The sequence below is a fragment of the Actinosynnema sp. NPDC091369 genome (genome assembly GCF_044757065.1).
GTDB lineage: Bacteria > Actinomycetota > Actinomycetes > Mycobacteriales > Pseudonocardiaceae > Actinosynnema.
Map to the genome: position 1 here is coordinate 21034 of NZ_JBIVUG010000025.1, position 20662 is coordinate 41695.

General features: G+C 72.0%; 16 protein-coding genes. 6 read left to right on the top strand and 10 right to left on the bottom strand.

Annotated elements, in window-relative coordinates; all coding sequences use genetic code 11:
- The first annotated feature begins 152 nt into the window (after positions 1-152).
- Positions 153-2999 carry a glycoside hydrolase family 3 C-terminal domain-containing protein gene (locus ACIQMJ_RS40055; RefSeq protein WP_499766242.1) on the top strand — a complete coding sequence of 949 codons (2847 nt, stop codon included), beginning with the start codon at positions 153-155 and terminating at the stop codon, positions 2997-2999.
- Between the two features lie 97 nt (positions 3000-3096).
- On the opposite strand, the gene ACIQMJ_RS40060 is transcribed toward ACIQMJ_RS40055, so the two are convergent.
- On the bottom strand, positions 3097-4089 hold the full coding sequence (locus ACIQMJ_RS40060; protein ID WP_499766243.1) for a PaaX family transcriptional regulator: 993 nt from the start codon (positions 4087-4089) through the stop codon (positions 3097-3099).
- Positions 4090-4335: 246 nt separating this feature from the next.
- On the opposite strand from ACIQMJ_RS40060, the gene ACIQMJ_RS40065 reads away from it, so the two are divergent.
- Positions 4336-5676, top strand: coding sequence for an extracellular catalytic domain type 1 short-chain-length polyhydroxyalkanoate depolymerase (locus tag ACIQMJ_RS40065; protein ID WP_499766244.1), 1341 nt, complete (start codon positions 4336-4338; stop codon positions 5674-5676).
- Positions 5677-5718: 42 nt separating this feature from the next.
- Here ACIQMJ_RS40065 and ACIQMJ_RS40070 read toward each other — a convergent pair whose 3' ends face one another.
- Complete coding sequence (locus ACIQMJ_RS40070; protein ID WP_499766245.1) at positions 5719-8079, bottom strand: family 43 glycosylhydrolase; 2361 nt, start codon at positions 8077-8079, stop codon at positions 5719-5721.
- 566 nt (positions 8080-8645) lie between these two features.
- On the opposite strand from ACIQMJ_RS40070, the gene ACIQMJ_RS40075 reads away from it, so the two are divergent.
- Positions 8646-9629, top strand: a complete 984-nt coding sequence (locus ACIQMJ_RS40075) for a LacI family DNA-binding transcriptional regulator (RefSeq protein WP_499766246.1) — start codon at positions 8646-8648, stop codon at positions 9627-9629.
- Between the two features lie 7 nt (positions 9630-9636).
- Here the strand turns inward: ACIQMJ_RS40075 and ACIQMJ_RS40080 are convergent, their stop codons facing one another.
- Both ACIQMJ_RS40080 and ACIQMJ_RS40085 read right to left on the bottom strand, forming a co-directional pair.
- Positions 9637-10425 (bottom strand): inositol monophosphatase family protein, encoded by a 789-nt coding sequence (locus ACIQMJ_RS40080; RefSeq protein WP_499766247.1) that lies wholly within the window; start codon positions 10423-10425, stop codon positions 9637-9639.
- A 10-nt stretch (positions 10426-10435) separates the two neighbouring features.
- A complete protein-coding gene (locus ACIQMJ_RS40085) occupies positions 10436-11404 on the bottom strand; it encodes a helix-turn-helix transcriptional regulator (RefSeq protein ID WP_499766248.1) in 969 nt (322 codons plus the stop codon).
- Between the two features lie 125 nt (positions 11405-11529).
- Between ACIQMJ_RS40085 and ACIQMJ_RS40090 the strand changes: the two genes are divergently transcribed.
- Positions 11530-12477, top strand: a complete 948-nt coding sequence (locus ACIQMJ_RS40090) for an alpha/beta fold hydrolase (protein ID WP_499766249.1) — start codon at positions 11530-11532, stop codon at positions 12475-12477.
- Positions 12478-12544: 67 nt separating this feature from the next.
- Here ACIQMJ_RS40090 and ACIQMJ_RS40095 read toward each other — a convergent pair whose 3' ends face one another.
- The 3 genes from ACIQMJ_RS40095 to ACIQMJ_RS40105 form a co-directional block, all read right to left on the bottom strand.
- Positions 12545-13648: a pectate lyase family protein gene (locus ACIQMJ_RS40095; protein WP_499766250.1), complete on the bottom strand. Its 1104-nt coding sequence runs from the start codon at positions 13646-13648 to the stop codon at positions 12545-12547.
- A gap of 394 nt (positions 13649-14042) precedes the next feature.
- A complete protein-coding gene (locus tag ACIQMJ_RS40100) occupies positions 14043-15269 on the bottom strand; it encodes an MBL fold metallo-hydrolase (RefSeq protein ID WP_499766251.1) in 1227 nt (408 codons plus the stop codon).
- Positions 15270-15428: 159 nt separating this feature from the next.
- The gene (locus ACIQMJ_RS40105) at positions 15429-15908 is read right to left on the bottom strand and encodes a nuclear transport factor 2 family protein (protein ID WP_499766252.1); all 480 of its coding nucleotides are present in this window, start codon (positions 15906-15908) and stop codon (positions 15429-15431) included.
- A gap of 123 nt (positions 15909-16031) precedes the next feature.
- On the opposite strand from ACIQMJ_RS40105, the gene ACIQMJ_RS40110 reads away from it, so the two are divergent.
- Together ACIQMJ_RS40110 and ACIQMJ_RS40115 are read left to right on the top strand one after the other, a co-directional pair.
- On the top strand, positions 16032-16949 hold the full coding sequence (locus ACIQMJ_RS40110; RefSeq protein ID WP_499766253.1) for a LysR family transcriptional regulator: 918 nt from the start codon (positions 16032-16034) through the stop codon (positions 16947-16949).
- A complete protein-coding gene (locus tag ACIQMJ_RS40115) occupies positions 16946-17461 on the top strand; it encodes a GNAT family N-acetyltransferase (RefSeq protein ID WP_499766254.1) in 516 nt (171 codons plus the stop codon). Before ACIQMJ_RS40110 ends, ACIQMJ_RS40115 begins: the two co-directional genes overlap by 4 nt.
- A 13-nt stretch (positions 17462-17474) precedes the next feature.
- Here the strand turns inward: ACIQMJ_RS40115 and ACIQMJ_RS40120 are convergent, their stop codons facing one another.
- The 3 genes from ACIQMJ_RS40120 to ACIQMJ_RS40130 all read right to left on the bottom strand — a co-directional run bounded on the left by ACIQMJ_RS40120 (position 17475) and on the right by ACIQMJ_RS40130 (position 20449).
- Positions 17475-18695: a low temperature requirement protein A gene (locus ACIQMJ_RS40120; protein ID WP_499766255.1), complete on the bottom strand. Its 1221-nt coding sequence runs from the start codon at positions 18693-18695 to the stop codon at positions 17475-17477.
- A 226-nt stretch (positions 18696-18921) separates the two neighbouring features.
- Positions 18922-19266, bottom strand: a complete 345-nt coding sequence (locus tag ACIQMJ_RS40125) for a ricin-type beta-trefoil lectin domain protein (RefSeq protein ID WP_499766256.1) — start codon at positions 19264-19266, stop codon at positions 18922-18924.
- A 157-nt stretch (positions 19267-19423) separates the two neighbouring features.
- Positions 19424-20449: a LacI family DNA-binding transcriptional regulator gene (locus ACIQMJ_RS40130; RefSeq protein ID WP_499766257.1), complete on the bottom strand. Its 1026-nt coding sequence runs from the start codon at positions 20447-20449 to the stop codon at positions 19424-19426.
- Between the last annotated feature and the right edge of the window lie 213 nt (positions 20450-20662).

Genomic DNA, 20662 nt, shown 5'->3' on the forward strand with positions numbered 1-20662 from the left:
GACGATGTCGGGAGAGTAGTCATGTGACGTAAGGCACGGCAAGGGTCAGTTCCGCGCGGGTTTCGAGGCCCCGTCGAGCCGATTGACAGCGTCAAGCGGTCCGTGTCAGCGTTGAAGCGCTTCACCTGATCTGATGCGAGGGGTTGTGCCGCGTGAGTTCCTCATCCCTGTCCGCCACCGGGCGGCTGCCGTTCCACGACTCCGGGCTGGACGTGCGCAAGCGCGTCGATGATCTGCTCGCGCGGCTGACGCTGGACGAGCGGCTCGCGATGCTGCACCAGTACGCCCCGGCCGTGCCGCGGTTGGGCGTGGCCGCGTTCCGCACCGGCGCCGAGGCGTTGCACGGCGTCGCGTGGCTCGGCGTCGCGACGGCGTTCCCGCAGGCCGTGGGCCTGGGCGCGACCTGGGACGAGGACCTGGTGCGCCGCGTCGCCGAGGCGACCTCGGTCGAGCTGCGCGCGTTCCACCTGCACCGCCCGCCGGCCGAGGGCGAGGGCCGCACGAGCCTCCAGGCGTGGGCGCCGGTGGTGAACCTGCTGCGCGACCCGCGCTGGGGGCGCAACGAGGAGGGCTACTCCGAGGACCCGGTGCACACGGCGCGGATCGCGGAGGCGTTCTGCCGCGGCCTCGCGGGCGACGACCCGCGGTTCCTGCGCGCGGCACCCGTGCTCAAGCACTTCCTGGCCTACAACAACGAGGACGACCGCTGCACGACCTCCTCCGGCGTGCGCCCCCGCGTGCTGCACGAGTACGACCTGGCGGCGTTCCGGCCGGTGGTGGCGTCCGGGGCGGCGACCGGCGTCATGGCCGCCTACAACCTGGTCAACGGCCGCCCGTGCCACGTCAGCCCGCTGATCGAGGACGAGCTGCGCCGCTGGGCCGAGCCGACCGGGCACGAGCTGTTCGTGGTCAGCGACGCGGAAGCGCCGTCCAACCTGGTCGACCTGGAGCACTACTTCGACGACCACGCCGAGTCGCACGCCGCGGCGCTGAAGGCGGGCATCGACAGCTTCACCGACCACGGCCTGGACAGCGACACGCCGGTCGGGCGGCTGCGCGAGGCGCTGGACCGCGGCCTGATCGACGAGGCCGACGTGGACCGCGCGGTGCGCCGGCAGCTGGCGCTGCGGTTCCGCCTCGGCGAGTTCGACCCGGACCTGGACCCGTACGCGGCGATCGGCCCGGAGGTCGTCGACCACCCGGAGCACCGGGTGCTCGCCGCGCGTGCCGCGACCGAGTCCGTGGTGCTGCTGAAGAACGACGGGCTGCTGCCGCTCGACCGGGCCGCCGCGCCCCGCGTCGCGGTCATCGGCCCGCTCGCCGACGTGCTGCACGAGGACTGGTACAGCGGCACGATGCCGTACCAGGTCACCATCGCCGCCGGTCTGGACGAGGCGGTCGGCGGTGTCGTCCGGGTGTCCGGTGAGGACCGGGTGGCGCTGCGCTCCCGCACCACGGGCCGGCTCCTGGCCGACACCGAGTTCGACGTCACCGACTGGGGCGACGACGTGGTGACGCTGCGGTCCGCCGACACCGGCCGCCACCTCGGCGCGAAGTACGGCCTGCTGGTCGTCGAGGAGGAGCGCATCAAGAGCTGGGACGTGCACGAGACGTTCCGCCTGGAGCCCGTCGCGGACGACCCCGGCACCGTGCTGGTGCGCAACGTGCTCACCGGCCGTTACGCCGTGGTCGACGCGGTCGACGGCCGCGTGGCCGTCACGGGCGAGACGCCCGAGGCCGCCGAGCGCTGGTCGCGCGAGGTGGTGCGGGACGGCGCGGAGGAGGCCCGTGCCGCCGCGGCCGCCGCCGACGTCGCGGTCGTCGTCCTCGGCAACCACCCGCTCATCAACGGCCGCGAGACCCAGGACCGCACCGGCACCGCGCTGCCCGCGCGGCAGGAGGCGCTGCTCCGCGCCGTCGCCGAGGTCCGGCCGGCCACCGCCCTGGTCGTGATGAGCAGCTACCCCTACGCCGTGGACTGGGCCGACGAGCACCTGCCCGCGGTGGTGTGGACGTCCCACGGGGGCCAGGAGACGGGTCACGCGCTCGCCGACGTGCTGGTCGGGGACGCCGAACCGGCCGGTCGGCTGCCGCAGACCTGGTACCGGGGCGACGACGAGCTGCCCCACCCGCTCGACTACGACGTCATCAAGGCCGGGTGGACCTACCAGTACCACCGGGTCGCGCCGCTGTACCCGTTCGGCCACGGCCTGTCCTACACCGAGTTCACCCACCGCGACCTGAGGCTGTCGTCGGAGGTCGTGCCGCCGGACGGGTCGCTCGACGTGTCGGTGACGGTGGAGAACGCGGGTGCGCGGGCCGGCAGCGAGGTGGTCCAGGTCTACGCGCGGGCGTTGGGCGCGCGTTACGACGCGCCGCGCCTGCGCCTGGTCGACTTCCGCAAGGTCCGCGTCGACGCGGGGGAGGCGCGGGAGCTCACGTTCCGGCTGCCCGTCGAACGACTCGCCCACTGGGACGTCGCCCGTGGCGCGTTCACGGTCGACCCGGGGGACTACGAGGTCGTCATCGCCCGTTCCGCCGAGGACCACGTCCTCGTCGCCCGGCTCACCGTCACCGGCGAAGCCCCCGCCCCGCGCGCGCTGGTCGACCGCGACACCCGTGCCGTGGACTTCGACGACTACGCGGCGATCGAGCTCGTCGACGCGAACCGGACCACCGGCGACGCGGTCGGCCCGGTGGACCCGGCGCGACCGGCGGAACTGGTGTTCCGCGCCGCCGACCTGACCGGCGCGGTCGGCGTGGAGGTCGAGGTGGCGCGGGCGGGTGGCGCGGGCTTGGCGTGGCTGGAGCTCCGCTCGGCCGGTCGGACGCTCGGCGCGGTGGACGTGCCGGTGACGGGCCACCGCCACACGTGGACGACCGTCGCGCAGCGGTTCGAGGAGGCGGTGGACGGGGTGCACGACCTGACGCTGGTCCTGCACGGGGACTTCCGGCTCGCCGCGTTCCGCCTCACCTCCTCCCGACCGGCCGCCGGCTGAGCGCGGTCGGACGGTCCTCGCGGGCTTCGGCGGGATCGCCGGTCGGCTCAGTGAGGTCGCACGGTCCTCGCCGACTCCGGCGGGATCGCCCGCCGGGTCACGGCCCGGCGGGCGATCCCGACCGCTCGGTGGTGGGCTCCCACGCGGCTTGCAGGCCGACGAGCATGTCCGCGACGGTGTGCGCCCGGACGTCGGTGAGCGGGTCGGTGGTGAAGCGGCTCGCGACGGCCCGCACGTGCTCCTCGGCCGGTCCGGCGAGGCCGTCGTAGACCGCGGCGAACAGGTCGCGCGCGGGTTCGCGCAACCACCCCGACGGCAGCAGCCGCAGCGGCAGGCGCGGGTCGAGGATCGGCAGCCGGCGGTAGGTGTCCATGACCTCCGTGCGGGCGCGGACCGCTTCCACGCCGGTGATCCGGGACGCGCGGATGTCGGGCAGCAGCGGGCGCCAGCGCCGGATGAAGTCCTCGTAGTGGCGCGTGATGGCGGCCGTGTCCCAGGCGTCGAGCGGGTCGCGCCCGGTCGAGTGGCCCAGCTCGACGTGGCGGGCGCGGAAGACGGTCATGGCGCCGAAGGCGAGGTCGGCCAACTGCGCCCTCGTCTTGTCGGTGAGGTCGTGCGGCGAGATCCAGAGCCCGTCGTACAGCGGCGCGCAGCCGATCCAGCGCAGCCGGTCGCGCAGTTCACGTCGTCGGGCGACCTCGTCCTGCGGCACGGAGAAGGCGATCAACGTCCACCGGTCGTCCCACGGCTCGTCGGCGGCTGCCGCCGCGACGATGGACCGACCGCCGGCGGCCAGGTTGAGCGCGGCGGCCGAGGTGAGCCGGTAGGAGCTGTTGCGGCCCTGCCTGCTGCCCTCCAGCACGCCCCGCCGGGCGAGCCTGCTGATCGTGGTGCGGGCCCCCGCGTGGCTGACGCCCGCCTCGGCGAGCAGCGCCACGATCGCGCCCGACGGCAGCCACGCCCTGGCCCGCAGCGTGTAGTCGGCCAGCAGCGTCACGGTCAGACCCTGGGGTGAGTTGCCGGACTGCCGCCGGGGGAGCCGGACCGACTCGTCCGGGAAGATCTCCTCGATGTCGTACGGGCTGGTCACGGCGGCTCCGGCGGTGGCTCGGACGGGTCGTCCCCACCGACCCTAATGCGGGGGCGACCCGCCGCGCGGCTCCCGCACCGGTCGAGACAGTTGATTGACAGTTTCTTGGTCGAGCGGCACGCTAACTGTCACACGATGGGCGGGCCCGGTCGGCCGGGCGCGTCCACCCGTGCACCTCCGCCGCCACGCGAGCCGCACCCGCGGCCGCCCTTGTTCGACCGTGCGCGAACCGAAGGAGCCAAGCGCATGAAGGTCACACCGAGTCTGTTACTGGCCGCGGCGACGTCACTGGTCGTGGCCGGCCTCGTCGCCGTCGCGCCCGCGCCCGCCTCCGCCGCGTCGTTGACCGAGGTCACGAACTTCGGCGCCAACCCGGGCGGGATGCGGATGCACGTCTACGTGCCGGATTCCCGCCCGACCAACCCCGGCATCGTCGTGGCCATGCACGGCTGCGGCGGTTCGGGCCCCGGCTTCTACTCGGGCAGTGAGTTCGCCTCGCTGGCCGACCGGCACGGTTTCGTCGTGATCTACCCGAGCGCGCAGCAGGAAGCCGGGTTCGGCAAGTGCTTCGACACCTGGTCCGACGCGGCCAAGCGCCGTGGCGGCGGCAGTGACCCGGTGTCGATCGTGTCGATGGTGAACTACGTCCAGCAGCGCTACAGCGGCGACCCGAACCGGGTCTTCGCCACCGGCTCGTCGTCCGGCGGCATGATGACCAACCACATGCTGGCGCTCTACCCGGACGTGTTCAAGGCCGGCGCGGCGTTCATGGGCGTGCCCTACAACTGCTTCGCCAACGCCGCCGACTACCCGCCCGGCAGCAGCAAGTGCACCGGCGGCGGGGGCGCCAACCGCACCCCGCAGGAGTGGGGTGACGCGGTGCGCCAAGCCTACCCCGGCTACACCGGCGTCCGGCCGCGCGTGCAGCTCTGGCACGGCACCAACGACACCCTCGTGCCGTACGCGCTGTTGCAGGAGTCGATCGAGCAGTGGACCAACGTGTTCGGCCTGAGCCAGACGCCCACGTCCACCGACACACCGCAGACCAACTGGAACCGCCGCCGCTACTCCGACAAGGTCGAGGCGTACAGCATCCAGGGCGCGGGCCACAGCCTGCCGTCCAGCGGCATGGCCGCCCAGGCGATCGCGTTCTTCGGCCTGGACCGGTCCGTCGACCCGACCTCGACCACCACGTCGACCTCCACGTCCACCACCACTTCGACGACGACCACGACGACCACCACGACGACGACCACCACGCAGCCGCCCGGCACGTGCCGCGTCACGAGCACCGTGAACGCCTGGAACACCGGCCTGACCGAGAGCATCACGATCACCAACACCGGCACCACCGCCGTCAACGGCTGGTCCCTGGCCTTCACCCTGCCCGCCGGCCAGACCATCACCGCCGGCTGGAGCGCGACCTACTCGCCGACCTCCGGCCAGGTCACGGCCAGGAACGTGGCGTACAACGCCTCGATCCCGCCGAACGCCTCGATCGGCATCGGCTTCCAGGCCACCCACAGCGGCAACACCGCCAAGGCCACGTCGTTCAGCCTCAACGGCATGGCCTGCACGACCGCGTGACGGGGCGAGGCGGCCCGGGAGGAGTCCCGGGCCGCCTCACCGTCAACGACAGGTGCGCGCCTCGTACGGCACCGAGAGGGTGGTCGACACCTCCTGCCCGTCGACCAGCGCCGTCGCCGTCACCTCCGCCGCACCCGCGGCCAGGGTCGACTGCCGGGTCGTGAACGGGTGGAACCGGGTCTTGCCGGGCTCCACGCCGTCGAACGACTTCGAGCCGAACGGCGTCCGGACCACGACGTCGACCGGCACGGCCTCGCCGTTGGTCACCCGCACGGTCAGCTTGGCGTTCGGGCCGGCGCACCGGGTGTCGGCCGAACCCTCGACCTCCAGGGACGGCTTGGCGAACCGCCAGCTGTCCACCTCCACCAGGTCGCGACCCTCGGGCCCGACGAACGTGAAGTACACGTCGTGCGCGCCCGAGACGCCGTCGAGGTCGGCGGAGACCTCGGTCCACTCGCCGACCGGCCCGTCGACCGGGATGGTCGCCACGACGGGCGCGGTGCGGTCGTCCAGGCGGACCTGGACGGACCCGCCGGCGACGAGCGGCTTGACGCGCGCCGAGACCCCGGCGGCGCCGGTCCCGAAGTCCGCCGACGACAGCGACGTCCAGTCGCCGTTGTCGACGTCGTGCAGGGCCAGCTGCGGCACGTCGTTCGGCGCGTTGAGGCGCTTGGTCGCCAGGCCCTGCTGCCAGGCGATCGTCTCCGCCTCGATCACGCGGTACGGGTCGAGGTGGCGGACCTGCTCGACGCCGTCGAACGTGCCGAGCACCTCCTTCACGGTCCCGTCGGCGTTGAACTCCAGCTTCGCGATGTGCGGGCTGCGGAAGCCCTGCGTCGCGCCGCCGGTGATGCGGCGGTTCAGCGTCTGCGCGTGGTAGGTGAAGTAGTGCTCGCCGTCCAGCTCGAACACGGACTGGTGGTTGTTGCCGCCGGCGCCGAAGTAGACGCCGGGGTTCTTGAAGATGACCCCGGCGTACGTCTCCGGCGTCCAGGGTCCCATCGGGCTGTCGGCCATCAGGTACGCGATGGCGCCGGTCGGCGGGCCGTTCGGGTCGATCGGTCCGCCGAAGCCGAAGTTCGACGAGTACGAGTAGTAGTACTTGCCACCGCGCTTGAAGACGTGGCCGGCCTCGAACACCAGCGGCGCGTCGATGGTCTCGGCGGCGCCCTCGGTGCTGATCATGTCGTCGCCCAGCTTGATCACGCGCGTGGACTTCGGGTGGTTGGTGTTCTCGGCGGAGTTGGAGCCGTCGTTGCCGCCGCCGCCGAAGTACAGGTAGCCCTGGCCGTCGTCGTCGACGAACACACCCGGGTCGAACAGCCAGTTGCGGCCGTCCGAGGCGCCGGGGGTCTGACCGGTGATCAGCAGGCTGCCGCGCTCGTCGCGCCACGGGCCCAGCGGCGAGTCGCCGACCAGGACGCCGGTCGCGGCGCCGTTGTTGGCGAAGTACAGGAAGAACCGCTCGACGCCGTCCACGACCCGGCTCTCGACCGCGGGCGCCCACGACTGCGAGGCGTACTTCGCGATGCCGTTCGGCCCGGCGACCGGGATCTCGCCGTGGTCGGTCCAGTTGACCAGGTCGTCGGACGAGATGACGGTGATCGTGTTGATGCCGCCGTAGGTGTTGGTGGGGGAGGTGCCGTCGGGCCCGGGGCTGTAGACCTGGGTGTCGTTGGTCAGGTAGAGGTAGACCCGACCGCCGTGCACGAACGCGTTGCCGTCGGCGCCGAACTTGTGGGAGATCAGCGGGTTGCCCTCGCCGGGGTTCTTGCCCAGGACCTCGATCGTGGTCGACGGGGTGAACTCCCGCAGCGTGACGTCGTCCACCGCGAAGTCCATCAGGTGGGTGGCCGGCGCGGCGGCCGGGTCCGCCGTCCACGGCGTCTCGACGAAGACGCGCGGCGTCGTCACGGCCTGCCCGGCCGGGATCGTGAACGTGCCCTGGAGCAGCCCCCACTGCCCGCGCGGCACGGTGCCGGTGCCCAGGTTGGTGTAGGTCGACCCGCCGTAGTGCATGGTGACGAAGAACTGCTTGGTCGCGGGGCTCGCCGCGTTCTCGTACTTCACCCACGCGGTGACGGTGTAGGTCTTGCCCGCCTGCACCTTGCCCGCCAGGTCCTGCGCGGGCCCGGACCCGGTGGTCCTGCGGTTGGTCACCAGCACCGAGGCCGTTCCCGAGTGGGCGTCGGCGGTCGGCGCCAGGGTCGCGCCGTCGGTGGCGTTGCCGTTGTTGGTGGTCCAGCCGGCGAGGCCGTCCTCGAAGCCGGGGTTGGTGATGAGGTTCGGCCCGGAGGCCGTCGCGGCCGGTGGGACCGCGAGGCCGCCCGCGAGCAGGGCTCCGACGGCGGCGAGGACGACGGCTCTGCGCCGTCTCGACCGCTGTGGGCGTGGTCGGTGCACGTGGTTCTCCTCGGTATCGGCTCGGACGTCGTCCGGGTGGCGGTGAGAGGGGGAAGAGGGCATGCACGACTCCGGGATCCCAAGGGGTGGGTCGGACTCGGGCAGGCCGGGGTATCCGGCGGAGAGGGCTTCCGCACGGACGGCGGAAAGGCAGGTCAGAGGCAGATGTGATCGTTAACATTCGCGCTCGATCAGTGTTGGCGATCACGCATTTCAGTGTCAAGACCGCCGCTGCCGGGGTCGGCGTGGACGGCCGGGTGCGCCGCGGTTCGCGACACGTCGCCACCAGCGCGTTCGTCCACAAGCGAGCCGCGCCGCGCGAAACATTTGCGTGGCGCTAAAATTAGCGCCCGAACATTTAGCGCGTGTTCGCGTTGACTGTCCAAATAGGGCGTGGCTACATTGACTTGCTGGTCAGAGTCGATCGGCCCCGGTGCGGCGCGTCGATTGCCGCAGGTGTCGCCCGCGCCGTGTGTCAACCATCGACTTCGTGGCCGGCCGACCGGTCCAGTGCGGGCGCCGCGCAGATTGGACAGGTAGTGGGGAAGACATCCGGTGTGCCCGCGATGGCTGACGTCGCCCGGCTGGCCGGGGTGTCGCACCAGACCGTGTCCCGGGTCCTCAACGGGCACCCGTACGTCCAGGAGCAGACGCGCCTGCGCGTGCGCGCGGCGATCGACGAACTGGGCTACCGCCCGAACCGCGTCGCCCGCGCCCTCGTGACGGGCCGCTCCCAGCTGATCGGGGTGGTGGCCCAGAACACGACCCTGTGCGGGCCCGCGTCGTTGCTCGCGGCGTTCGAGCAGGTGGCGCAGGCGGCCGGGTTCGTGGTGACCACGCACCGGGTGAACGTGCTGGACCGCGAGTCGATCACCAAGGCCCTGGAGCGGCACCGCGACCAGTGGGTGGCGGGCATCGTGGTCATCGCGCCGACGGCGTCGGCGCACGACGCGGTCGACACCGTGCCCCCGGGCCTGCCGCTGGTGATGGTCGACGGCGACCCGGAGCGCTCCACCCCGCTGGTGACCGTCGACCAGGAGGCGGGCGCGGTGGCGGCGACGCGTCACCTGCTGGAGGCGGGCCACCGCACGGTGTGGCACGTCTCGGGACCGCCGGACTGGTTCGACAGCGCGGGCCGGATCAAGGGCTGGCGGTCGGTGCTGGAGGCGGCGGGCGCCGAGGTGCCGCCGGTCGTGCCCGCGGACTGGAGCGCCGCGTCCGGGTACCGGGCGGGACAGATGCTCGCCCGGATGTCCGAGGTGACCGCGATCTTCGCGGCGAACGACCACCTGGCGCTGGGCATCCTGCGGGCCATGAGCGAACGCGGCCGGCGCGTGCCGGAGGACGTGAGCCTGGTCGGCTTCGACGACGTGCCCGAAGCCGCCTACTTCATCCCACCGCTGACCACGGTCCGCCCGGACTTCGACGCCGTCGCCCGCGACGCCCTGGACCTGCTGCTGGCGCAGTTCGACCACGACGAGGTCGAGGACGTCCGACGCACGTCCGACCCGACCCTGGTGCCGCGGTCCAGCGTCCGGCCACCGCGCTGAGCCGGCCTCAGGTCCGGGACACGAGGTCGAGCAGTTCCGCGTGGGTCGCGGCGTCGGCCGCGGCGATGAGACCTTGGACGCCGGTGTGCACGGGTTCGCCGGCGAGGGTGGTCACGACGCAGCCCGCCGCCCGGCACAGCGCGATGCCGCTGCTGAAGTGCGCGCTGCCGGCCAGGTGCCCGTCGGTGACGTAGGCGGCACGGCGGCCGGCCGCGACCCAGGTCAGCGCCAGGGTGGTGGACAGCACCCTGGGCCGGAACGCGGCCGTGAACCCCTCGTCGGTCAGCAGCCGGGCCGCCCGGAACCGGTCCGCGTTGGGGAACGGCGGGTCGAGGTTGAGGTCGACCAGCCGGCTGGTCGGGTCGGGTCGCGCCGGCTCGTCCCGGCCGTTCGCGCGGACGAAGGCGGCTTCGCCGTCGGTCCAGAACACCTCGTCGGACAGCGGGTCCGCGGCGGCTGCCGCCGTGGTGCGGTCGCCGGCTCGCAGCGCCACGTTGACCGCGACCAGCGGGGTGCGCGCCGCGAAGTTGCGCGTTCCGCACAGCGGATCGACCAACCAGCGGCGACCGGAGGTGGCACCGCCGACCTCGCCGCCCTCCTCGCCGAGGACCGCGTCCGCCGGGCGCGCCTCCCGGAGCACGGCCGTGGTGGCCAGTTCGGCGACGATGTCCGCCTCCGTCGCGAAGTCGTCGCCGGACTTGGCGAACCGCTCCAGCGGGCGGCCGTACATCGCCCGCACGACCCGTGCCCCGGCCTCGGCCGCCCGGATCGCCAGTTCGGCGTCGGTCTCGCTCATCCTTCGGACCCTACGGCGACGGTCGGTCTCGGCCGTACCGCTCGACGAGCGCGCGGCCGATCGAGGCCAGGTGGTCTCGCACGCCCGCGGGGCCGGTGACGTCCAGCCATTCGACCAGCCCGGCGAGCTCGCCGGCGAGCGCGTACTCGTTGTAGCTGCGGATCACCACCTCGATGCGGCCGTCGGCCGTGGCACCTCCCACCCGGAGCCGGTCGCCGAGCACCATCCGGAGCCGGGCCGTCCCCTCGGGTGCGCAGGTCGCCTGGATCTCCAGGGGCGTCCGCCTGCGGTCGACCTCGTCCGAGATCTCGCGCCAGCTCGCGGCGAGGTCGAAGTCGTCGGGCCGGTGCGCGGGATCGCCGGTCGGGTCGACGGACGACACGCGGTCGACCCGGAAGGTCCGCCGACCGGCCTCGGTGTCGCCGACTAGGTACCACCACGGACCCTTGGCGACGATGCCCAGCGGGTGGACGGTCCGCTCGGTCGCGGCGCCGCCGCCGTCGACGTAGCCGAGCCGCACCTGGACGCCGCGGATCACCGCGTCCTGGAGCTCGTCGAGGTGGTGGGGCGGTGGCCGGTGCTCGACCCGGCTCGTCCCCCACCGCTGCGGGTCCATGACCAACGACGACGCCGCCGCCTCGGCCTGCACCCGGAACGGCTCCGGCAGGGCGCGCACCAGCTTGCGCAGCGCCGCTCTCACGGCCGGCGTCGCGGCCGCGGCCGGGCCGGCGACCAGGAACAGGGCGCGGGCCTCACCCGCGGTCAACCCGGACAGGTCGGTGCGGGCGCCGCCCACGAGGCGCCAGCCGCCGCCCCGGCCCTGGATGGAGTACACGGGCACCCCGGCCACGGCCAGGGCGTCCAGGTCGCGGCGGGCGGTGCGCTCGGACACCTCCAGCTCCCGGGCGACGTCCGCAGCCGTCAGCTGCTCGCGCTGTTGCAGCAGCAGGAGGACGGCCATCAGCCGGTCGGCTCGCACACCGGCAACACTCCCACAGCAAACCGGTCACGGGGTGACCGGTTTCGGTCGGCACGATGGCGACCTCGCCGCAGCGGCCGTCGGCCGCGTCGGCGTCGACGCCCGAACGACAGAGAGGAAATGCGATGTTCGATCCGACCGACTTCCCGGAACCGACCCTCGTCCCCGTCAACGGTGTGGAGCTCGAGGTCTTCGAAGCGGGCCGGGAGAACGCGGGGAACCCCATCGTGCTCTGCCACGGCTGGCCGGAGCACGCCTTCTCCTGGCGCCACCAGGTGCCGGCCCTGGTCGCGGCGGGTTACCACGTCATCGTCCCGAATCAGCGGGGCTACGGCTGCTCATCCCGTCCGACCGAGGTGACGGACTACGACATCGAGCACCTGTCGGGTGACCTCGTCGCGCTCCTCGACCACTACGGCTACGACAACGCCACCTTCGTCGGCCACGACTGGGGCGCGTTCGTCGTCTGGGGACTGACCCTGCTGCACCCGGAACGGGTGAACGGTGTCGTGGCGCTGAGCCTGCCCTACCAGGAGCGCGGTGAGGTGCCTTGGATCGAGTTCATGGAGGCCGTGTTCGGCGCCGACTTCTACTTCGTCCACTTCAACCGGCAGCCGGGCGTCGCGGACGCCGTGCTCGACGGCCACACGGCGCGGTTCCTGCGCAACGTGTTCCGGAAGGGCGAGCCGCCGAAACCGCCTCAGCCGGGCATGGTGATGATCGATCTCGCGAGGGCGGAGACCCCCGCGGGCGAACCCGTCATGAGCGACTCCGAACTGGCCGTCTTCGTCTCCGCCTTCGAGTCGACGGGTTTCACCAGCAGCATCAACTGGTACCGCAACCTCGACCGCAACTGGCATCTCCTGGCCGACGTGGACCCGGTCATCCGCAGACCCGCGCTCATGGTCTACGGCGACCGCGACTCGATCCCCAGGTCCGAACGGCTGGCGGACTTCGTGCCCGACGTCGAGGTGGTCGGCCTGGACTGCGGTCACTGGATCCAGCAGGAGGAGCCGGACGAGACGAACCGGGTGATCCTGGAGTGGCTGGAGCGAACCCGCGCCCAGCGGTGAGGGCGGGCCGGAGGCGACTGCGGGCGTCGCCTCCGGCCCGCCCCCCACTGGTGCGGCGGCCTCGTGGCTAGCAGGAGCCGTTCGACTCCTGCATCCCCGTGTTCGCACCCGCGGTCCGCGTCACGATGCTCGGCACGCAACCGGTCTGGTCGAGCGGGAAGCCGTACGGGACGCTGACCGTGGTGGTGGACTTCACGTCCGGACCGGCCGGGTTGTGCTCGCTGCTGCGGGCCGACCAGGTGACGTTGTCGAACGTGTTGCCGCTGACCTGCCAGTAGCCGGCCTCGTCGGTGTAGAAGGTGCCGAGGACGTCCTTGGAGTTCTTGAAGTAGTTGTTGTCCACCCTGGCCTTGGCGCCGGCACGCGAGTTGATGCCGGACTCGTTCAGGCTCACGTAGTAGTTGTTGTACATGTGGCCGATGCCGCCGCGCAGCAGGGGAGCGCGGGAGTCGATGTTCTCGTACAGGTTGTGGTGGTAGGTGATGAACCCGTTCGAGAGGTCGCTCTCGCTCGACCCGACCAGCCCACCTCGACCCGAGTTGCGCAGGATGCTGTAGGACAGCGTCACGTACTGGGTGTTGTTCTTCATGTCGAACAGGCCGTCGTAGCCCTCCGACTCGCCGCCGGACGCGAGCAGGGTGGTGTGGTCGACCCAGACGTTGCGGACGTTGCTCTCCATGCCGATGGCGTCACCCCCGTTGGACGTGGGGGAGCCGGACTTCTTGACGTTCCGGATGGTCACGTTCCGGATGATGATGTTGCGCGACTCCCGGATGTGGATGCCCAACTGGTCGAACACCGCACCGCCGCCGACGCCGATGATGGTGACGTTGCTGATCCGCTTCAGCTCGATCACGCCGGCGGCCGTCTCGCAGCTGTCGCCGGAGACCTTGGCCGTGTTGCCGTGGTTGATGGTGCCCTCGACCTCGATGATGATCGGCGTGCTGCTGCTCGCCCGCGTGCACAGGGCCTGGTGGATCTGGGTGCCCGTGGTGGCCCGGACCGTCTTGCCGCCCTGACCACCGGTGGTCCCGCCGTTCACCGACGCGTACCCGGTGGCGGTGCCGGCCGCCGCCGACGCCGGCGACGTCGCCAGCACCACACCGGCCGACGTCGCGACGGCCAACGCGGCCATGACCGCGGAAACCCGCCATGCGACTGATCGTGTCATCTCATCTCCTGTGTCTTCGGACAGCTGAACGGCACGGCAGGACAGCCGTCGTCGGCGGAGGACGGCTGTCGTGCCGGGGTGCGAGGGGAAGGCGCGTTCGACGTCACCGACCCGGCGTCGCCCTACCGCGGCGGGCAGGGGGCGGGGTGGGCCCGGGATGCGAGCGGGGGCATCATTGCCTCCGGTGATTCGAATGATCGGCTGACGGGTAAGCGCTTGCCTCAAGCTAGTGACCGATTTTCGCGGTGTCAATGAGTGACGGCCCGTTCACGAATGTGGACAACGACGGGCAGGACTTCGACTAATCACGTACATGAATCCGTTCGGCTATGTGAACATCGGCCGTCGTTCCCCTTTTTCAATTCGGCGATCCCGTGCCGGAACCGGAACGCGGTCAACGGGCGTAGGTGAGTTCCGCCCTGCTGATGGACGACCCGGTCACGGTGAAGGCGTAGTGGGCGTCGAAGCCCCCGGTCCCGCGCGGGGCGAAGCGGACCAGCAGGCGCTGGTGGCCGGGCCGGTTCTCGGCCACCTCGGTGACGGTCAGCTGCCCGCCGACCACCTCGTCCTCGGCCCACGTCCGGATCGCGGCGCGGCCGGTGAACCGCCGGCCGACGTCGACGAGCTCGGCGTCCTCGGTGAACGCCCTGGCCACCGCGTCCGGGTCCCCGGCGTTGACCGCGTCGACGTAGGCGCGCACCGGAGGTAGCAGCTCTTCCGCTTGGGCGCAGTCGGCAGGCCCCTCGGCCGACAGCTCCTGCGCCACGGCCTTGATGTTCGCCGGCGTCAGCGCCGGCAGGTCGGCCACCGGCGGGTGGTCGGGGTAGGCCCGGTCCAGCTCGGCGACGATCGAGGTCTCCTCGGCGGCGGTCACGGTGCCGCCCTCGGGGGAGCCGGGCGCGATGGCGAGCCGGACGAGGTCGCGGAACCGGCGGAGGTAGCGGCGCTGCCCGTCGATCAGCTCGCGGGCCTGGCCCGGTTGCCCGTGCCCCGGGTACAGGGTCCGCACCGCGGGGAAGCGGCCGTCCAGCTCGTCGAGCACCTTCAGCCACCCGCAGCTGTTGCCCTCGATCAACGCGGGCGTCACGTTGCCCGTCGCCAGGTCGCCGGAGTAGAGGTCGCCGGTGTCCGCGCGGTAGTACGCGGTCGCCGTGTCCGACTCGCCCTCGGTGAACGTGGCGGTCTCGAAGCGCAGGCCGCCGACCTCCACCACCGCGCCGTCCTCGAAGACCCGGTCCGCGTAGGTGAGTTCGGCCGGGAAGTTCGCGTTCGCCGAGTGCGCCAGAGGGTAGAAGCCGCGCCTGTCCTCCCGCATGGCCTGGTCGGTCGTGCGGGAGGCGTGGATCGGGGCCTGCGGGAACGCCTCGTGGAACGCGCCCGCGCCACCCACGTGGTCGGGGTGGGAGTGGGTGAGCAGGACGCCGACGACCGGCCTGCCGGTCTTCCTGATCTCCGCGATGGCCTGCTCGGCGTCACCCGGTGTGCGCAGGGTGTCCACGACGACCAAGCCGTCCGGCGCGGGGATCCAGTAGGTGTTGACCGAACCGGGGTCGGGCGAGGCGAACCGTCCCGGCCGCGGGTCCGGCGGCGCGGGCGTGCCGTGGTCCGAACAGCCGGTCACCGTCGCGACCGCGCATGCGGCCGCGAGGAGGCGCCGCAATCGCTGAGTCATCTGATGCCTTCGGAATGGTCGTGAGAGCTGGAAGCACTCGGCTGCGAGGTGACCTGGTGCCGGGTCGTCACCGAAGGTCCTCTCCGGATGGTCGACGGGTGGCGGTGGTCACCCGACCGCCTTCGCCGGCAGCGCCTCGTTGCCGTCGGCCCACTGCACCGTCATGGCCACACCGCGGATCTTCCACGTGCGGTCGGCGCGGACCAGGTCGAACCGGTACGTGCCGCCGACCGTCCACAGTGGCCCGTCCAGGTCCGCCAAGCGGTGCGTGGCCTGGAACGAAGCGGTGCACACGGCGGTGTCGCCCTGGAGCGTCACCAGGTGGTTGGCGATCATGTGCTGGGTGGCGTCGAACCCGCCCAACACCCGCGACCAGGAGTCGACGACCTGCGCCGGCGACAGCACGGCCGGCTCGCCGCCGTTCAGGCTCGTCCAGTCCAGCCGCACTTCGTCGGCGAACAGCGCCCGCAACTCCTCCCACTCGTGCTGGTCGGCGTGCCACGCCATGCGCGTGCAGACCTCCACGACGGCATGGCGCTCCACGAGGTGGTGCGGACCCGCCTCGACGGCGCGGTCACTCGTGTCCACTCGGATCTCCTGTTCTGCCTCGGGTGTGAAGCCAGGGAGAGTCTGGACGCGACGGTCCCGGCGCGGAAACAACGATGCGTTGTGCCGGCCACAGCGGAAAGGCGTGGGGTTAGGGTGGTCGTCGTGAGCGACATCGACCTCCGGCACCTGCGCTCGTTCCTGGCGGTGGCGAGCGAGCGGTCCATCACCGGCGCCGGCGTAGTGCTCCACCTGACGCAGCAAGCGGTGTCGACGCACGTGCGGCAGCTGGAACGCGCGCTGGGCGTGGTGCTGCTCGTGCGCACCTCGCGCGGTGTCCTGCTCACCGCGGCGGGGGAGGAGCTGGCCGCCGGTGGCGCGACCGTGGTCGAGGACGTCGCCCGCCTCGCCGAACGCGTCCGTGCCGCGGCCGACGCCCAGGCTGGCACCCTCCGCCTGGTCTGCTGCCCCGCCGCGACCTCCCTGTTCGCCGTGGACGTGGCAGAGGTCCTTGAGCGGGCCGTTCCGGGCCTGCGGGTGCGGTTGATGGGCGCGGACACCCCCAGGCGCGAGCACGAACTGCTCGTGGACGGGCACGCGGACGCGGCGTTCATGTGGCTGCCGCTCGGTGACGTCGGGCTGCACCACGCGGTCGTGCGCCGCGACCAGCGCGTCGCGGTGCTCTCCGCCCGCCACCCCTTGGCCGACCGCGCGGAACTCGGCCTGGGTGACGTCGCCCGGGAACCGGTCCTGCGACCGGACGTCCTCACGTCCCCGGAGTCCGAGCGGTTCTGGTCGGTGGACCCCCGGCCCGACGGCACACCCGCGCCCCTCGGCCCGGTCGTGCCCCTGGTGGCGGACTGCCTGCTGGAGGTGAGCCGGGGCCGCGGCATCTGGCTCGCACCGCGACCGCTGGAAACCCTCATGCCCGCGCCCAACGTGCGCTGGATCCCGATCACCGACGCGGCCGGCTTCGACCTGGCGCTGGTGTGGACCGACCGCGCCCCCGAGGCGTTGATCACGCGCCTGATCGCGGAGGTCCGGACCATCACCGGCCACGAGCAAGGGCTGGACGGGACGTGAAGCCGGATGCGGTGCGGCAGGTCACCCCCGCGGACGAAGCCTTCCTGTGGCTGATGCTGTTCCACGCCTCCCGCTCGGACGCCGAGGACGGCACCACACTCGACGACGTGAAGAACGACCCCGAGCTCGCGCGCTACGTCGAGAACTGGGGCCGCCACGGTGATCTCGGCGTGGTGTGCGAGCGGTCCGGCGAACCGGTGGGCGCGGCGTGGCTCCGGCTCCCCGTCGGCGACGGACGCCTGGCGCCCGGCTTCGTCGCCGACGACGTCCCGGAGCTCGCGATAGCCACCCGACCGGGGCACGAGGGCCGGGGCATCGGATCACGGATGTTGCGAGCCCTGATCGGTCACGCCGCCGGCCGCTACCCGGCGATCACGCTGAACGCCCGACTCGACAACCCGGCGGTCGCGCTGTACCGGCGTTTCGGGTTCACCGAGATCGGCGTGCTGACCAACAGGGTGGGCACGACCTCGGTCAAGATGCTCCTCCGCCCCGTCCCGGAACGCCCGTGACGGCAGTCCCGGCTCAGGGCGTCAAGGCGGGGGCGGCGTGGATGCTGTCCCTGATCTCCCGGCGTGCCGGGCCGTAGACGCGCACCTCCACGCCGATCCAGATGACGCAGGCCAGGGTGAGGATGCCCAGCGCGGCCCACGCGGGAACGAGCAGGGCCACCGGCGTGAGCGCCACGAGAGCTATGGCCATCACGACGCGGACGCCGTTGACCGAGCCCATGTTGCGCAGGCGGAAGCCCAGGTGCCCCAGCACGTAGAGCAGCACGCCGCCGAACAGGGCGTACGGGCCCACACCGTGCAGGTGCTCGTTCGCGGTGTGGCCGTCGGCGCCGGCCAGGTAGTTCATCGTCTTCTTCAGTCCCAGGGCCAGCAGCACGATGCCGGCGATCATCGGCAGGTGCAGGTAGTTGTACGAGTCGCGGGCCAGCGCGGCGCGTTGCGCGCCCGAGGCGTGGTGCAGGATCTTCTCCGCCGTCGGCGCGACCACGTCGAAGTACGCCCACCACAGGGCCGCGGCGATGACGAGGCCGCAGGTGGTGCCGTAGATGATCGGCCACGACACCGGCAGGTCGGCCACGCCGACGCCGACGGCCACGATCGACTCGCCCAGCGCGATGATGATGATCAGGCCGTACCGCTCGGCGAAGTGCACCGCCGAGTGCACGCGCCAGCCGGAGACGCCGGTCAGCAGCACGCCGACGTAGTCGACGGTCAGCGCGAGGCCCCACAGCACGGTCTGGGTCAGGCCCGACGTGAACGACGCGCAGCTCAGGATCACCGTGCCGGACAGCATCGGCGCGGCGGTGATGGCGAGCTGGCGGCGCAGGCTCGCGTCACCGGCGGCGAAGCGCCAGTACGACACCAGGTGCAGCACCCGGACCACCAGGTAGCAGGCGGCGAACACGAGCGGACCCGGCAGGTTGCCCGGGATGTCCACGAACGCCTCGGGGATCGTCACCGACGCGACCAGCATGACCGCCATCGCCGCGAACAGGACGATCCGGGCGCCGTCGTCGTCGGCGTGCACGCGGTTGCCGAGCCACGAGTAGCAGCACCAGCACCACCACAGGATGCCGAGCAGCAGCATCCCCCGGACCACGCCGCGGGTCGTGGGGTCGGCGGCCATGAACTGCGTGACCTGGGTGATCGCGTAGACGAAGACCAGGTCGAAGAACAGTTCGAGGGGCGTCACCCGGGCGCCCTCGTGGACCACCCTGGCCCTGCGTGTGGACATGACCCGGGAGTGTGCCATCCCGACCTGCGCGAACGCATGATCGCTTCGCTCACGGTGAACCGTCGACGGCGGTTCCGGTCGGATAGGACGGACCAAAAAGGACAAGGCGGAGGAACCGGCTCGCGGACGCCCGGTCGAACCGGATCGACCGGCGAACTCCCGGCCGTGGGGCTCCTGGCGCCGGTGATCGCCCCGGCCGGCCGCGGAGCCTGTCGGGGCAGGGCGGTCACGCGCGGGTCCACCGCTGGTTCGCCTGGCTGTTGCAGGTCCAGAGGATCAGCCGGGTGCCGTTGGCGGTGCCCTGGCTGTCGACGTCCAGGCACATGGAGTCGAACACCCGGATCTCACCGCCCGCCCACAACGAACTGCCGGATAGGCCGAGCTGGGCGGCCGTGGCGGAGATCGTCGCGGTGCCGCCACCCCGGTTGAACAGGCCCACGGTCACCGAACCGTCGCTCAACGGCTTGGCGAAGACCTCGGTGTTGCCGTCGTCGCGCACCCGCCGGCCGCCCGCGCCGAGGCTGTTCTGGTTGACCGCCGGCAGTCGCGGGTTGCGCAGGATCGCGGACATCGGGCGTCCTGGGCCTCGCGCCCGCCGCTGCGGGCCGCGCGCATGCCCGAGTTCACCATGGCGTCGACGGCCTGGCGAATAGTGCCTTCGTTGATGTTGCGACATTGAACGTTACAGTCGGCCTGGGCGGAGGCGTGCCCAGTGCCGGCCGACGGCGTCAGGCGCTGCCGCCGCGCACCAGTTCGGTGGCCAGCAGGAGCCCGGGTCCGTCGTCGCCGCCGTGCTCGACCTGCCGCAGGCAGCGGGCGACCAGCTCGCGGCAGACCCGGTCGACGGGGATGCGCGCGCTGGTCAGGGTGGGTTCGGTGACCAGTCCGACCGCGCCGCCGTCGAAGCCGGTGACGGCCACGTCGGAGCCCACCTCCAGGCCGAGCGAGTGGGCGACGTTGACCACGACGGCCGCCACGGCGTCGCTGCCGGTCATGATGGCGGTCGGCGGGTTCTTGCCGGTGAGCAGTTGGCGCGCACGGCGGCGCACGCCCTGGCCGGAGCCGCGGAAGACGGCGGTCCTGGGCAGGCGGACGCCGTGGTGGGCGAGGCGGCGGACCGCACCGTCGAGCCGTTCGAGCTTCCAGTACTGGTCGCCGTCGGCGGCCAGGTAGGCGAACCGCAGGTGGCCGTCGGCGACCAGAGCGTCCACGACCGCGCCCATGCCGGCGGTGTTGTCGACGTCCACCCAGTGCTGCGGCAGGTCCGGGGCGAGGCGGCCGAAGCAGGCGAACGGGGTGCCGCTGTCGGCCAGGAAGCGGGCCCGCTCGTCGTCGACGGTCGACTCCGACAGCACGATCGCGTCCACGGACTGCCGCGCGACGAGGTCCTTGAACACGCCCAGCGGGTCGTCCGGGCGGTGGGTGAACACCAGGACCTGGTGGTCGACCTCGGCGGCGGCCTTCACCAGCGACTGGAGGAAGTGCAGGGTGAACCCCTGCGCCTGGTCCAGCTGCTCGCCGAAGATGTGGTAGCCGAGTTGCGCCGTGCGGCGGGAGCGCAGCGTCTGCGCGGCGCGGTTGGGCCGGTAGCCCAGCGCCCGCATGGCGCTCGTGACCTTCTCGTAGGTCGCCGCGGAGTAGTACTCGTCCCGCCCGTTGACGACGTTGGACACCGTCTGCCGCGACACGCCCGCCGCCGCGGCCACGTCCACGATGCCGACGCGCCGTCGTTCCCGGTCCGCGCCTGCGGGCACCGGCCACCTCCCTCGTCACCGGACACCGTCCCTACCCCGGCCGGCGCCGGGCATGGAACGATCAATGCCAGTCTAGTGCTGCATCTCGGAACGTTGACCCGGTAATCGTGACGCAGCACTAGTGTCCTGCGCCTGAAATTCGTTGAGTAAGTGTAGATTTGTCCGATGGCTCGGACGGGTCGGCCGGTGGCCGCTGTGGTGTTGACCGACGAG

Excerpts from the sequence above, each read along its gene's own strand:
- ACIQMJ_RS40075 (WP_499766246.1), top strand. The coding sequence starts at position 8,646 with ATGGCTGACGTCGCCCGGCTGGCCGGGGTGTCGCACCAGACCGTGTCC.
- ACIQMJ_RS40125 (WP_499766256.1), bottom strand. The coding sequence starts at position 19,266 with ATGTCCGCGATCCTGCGCAACCCGCGACTGCCGGCGGTCAACCAGAAC.
- ACIQMJ_RS40065 (WP_499766244.1), top strand. The coding sequence starts at position 4,336 with ATGAAGGTCACACCGAGTCTGTTACTGGCCGCGGCGACGTCACTGGTC.
- ACIQMJ_RS40120 (WP_499766255.1), bottom strand. The coding sequence starts at position 18,695 with ATGTCCACACGCAGGGCCAGGGTGGTCCACGAGGGCGCCCGGGTGACG.
- ACIQMJ_RS40080 (WP_499766247.1), bottom strand. The coding sequence starts at position 10,425 with ATGAGCGAGACCGACGCCGAACTGGCGATCCGGGCGGCCGAGGCCGGG.
- ACIQMJ_RS40090 (WP_499766249.1), top strand. The coding sequence starts at position 11,530 with ATGTTCGATCCGACCGACTTCCCGGAACCGACCCTCGTCCCCGTCAAC.
- ACIQMJ_RS40095 (WP_499766250.1), bottom strand. The coding sequence starts at position 13,648 with ATGACACGATCAGTCGCATGGCGGGTTTCCGCGGTCATGGCCGCGTTG.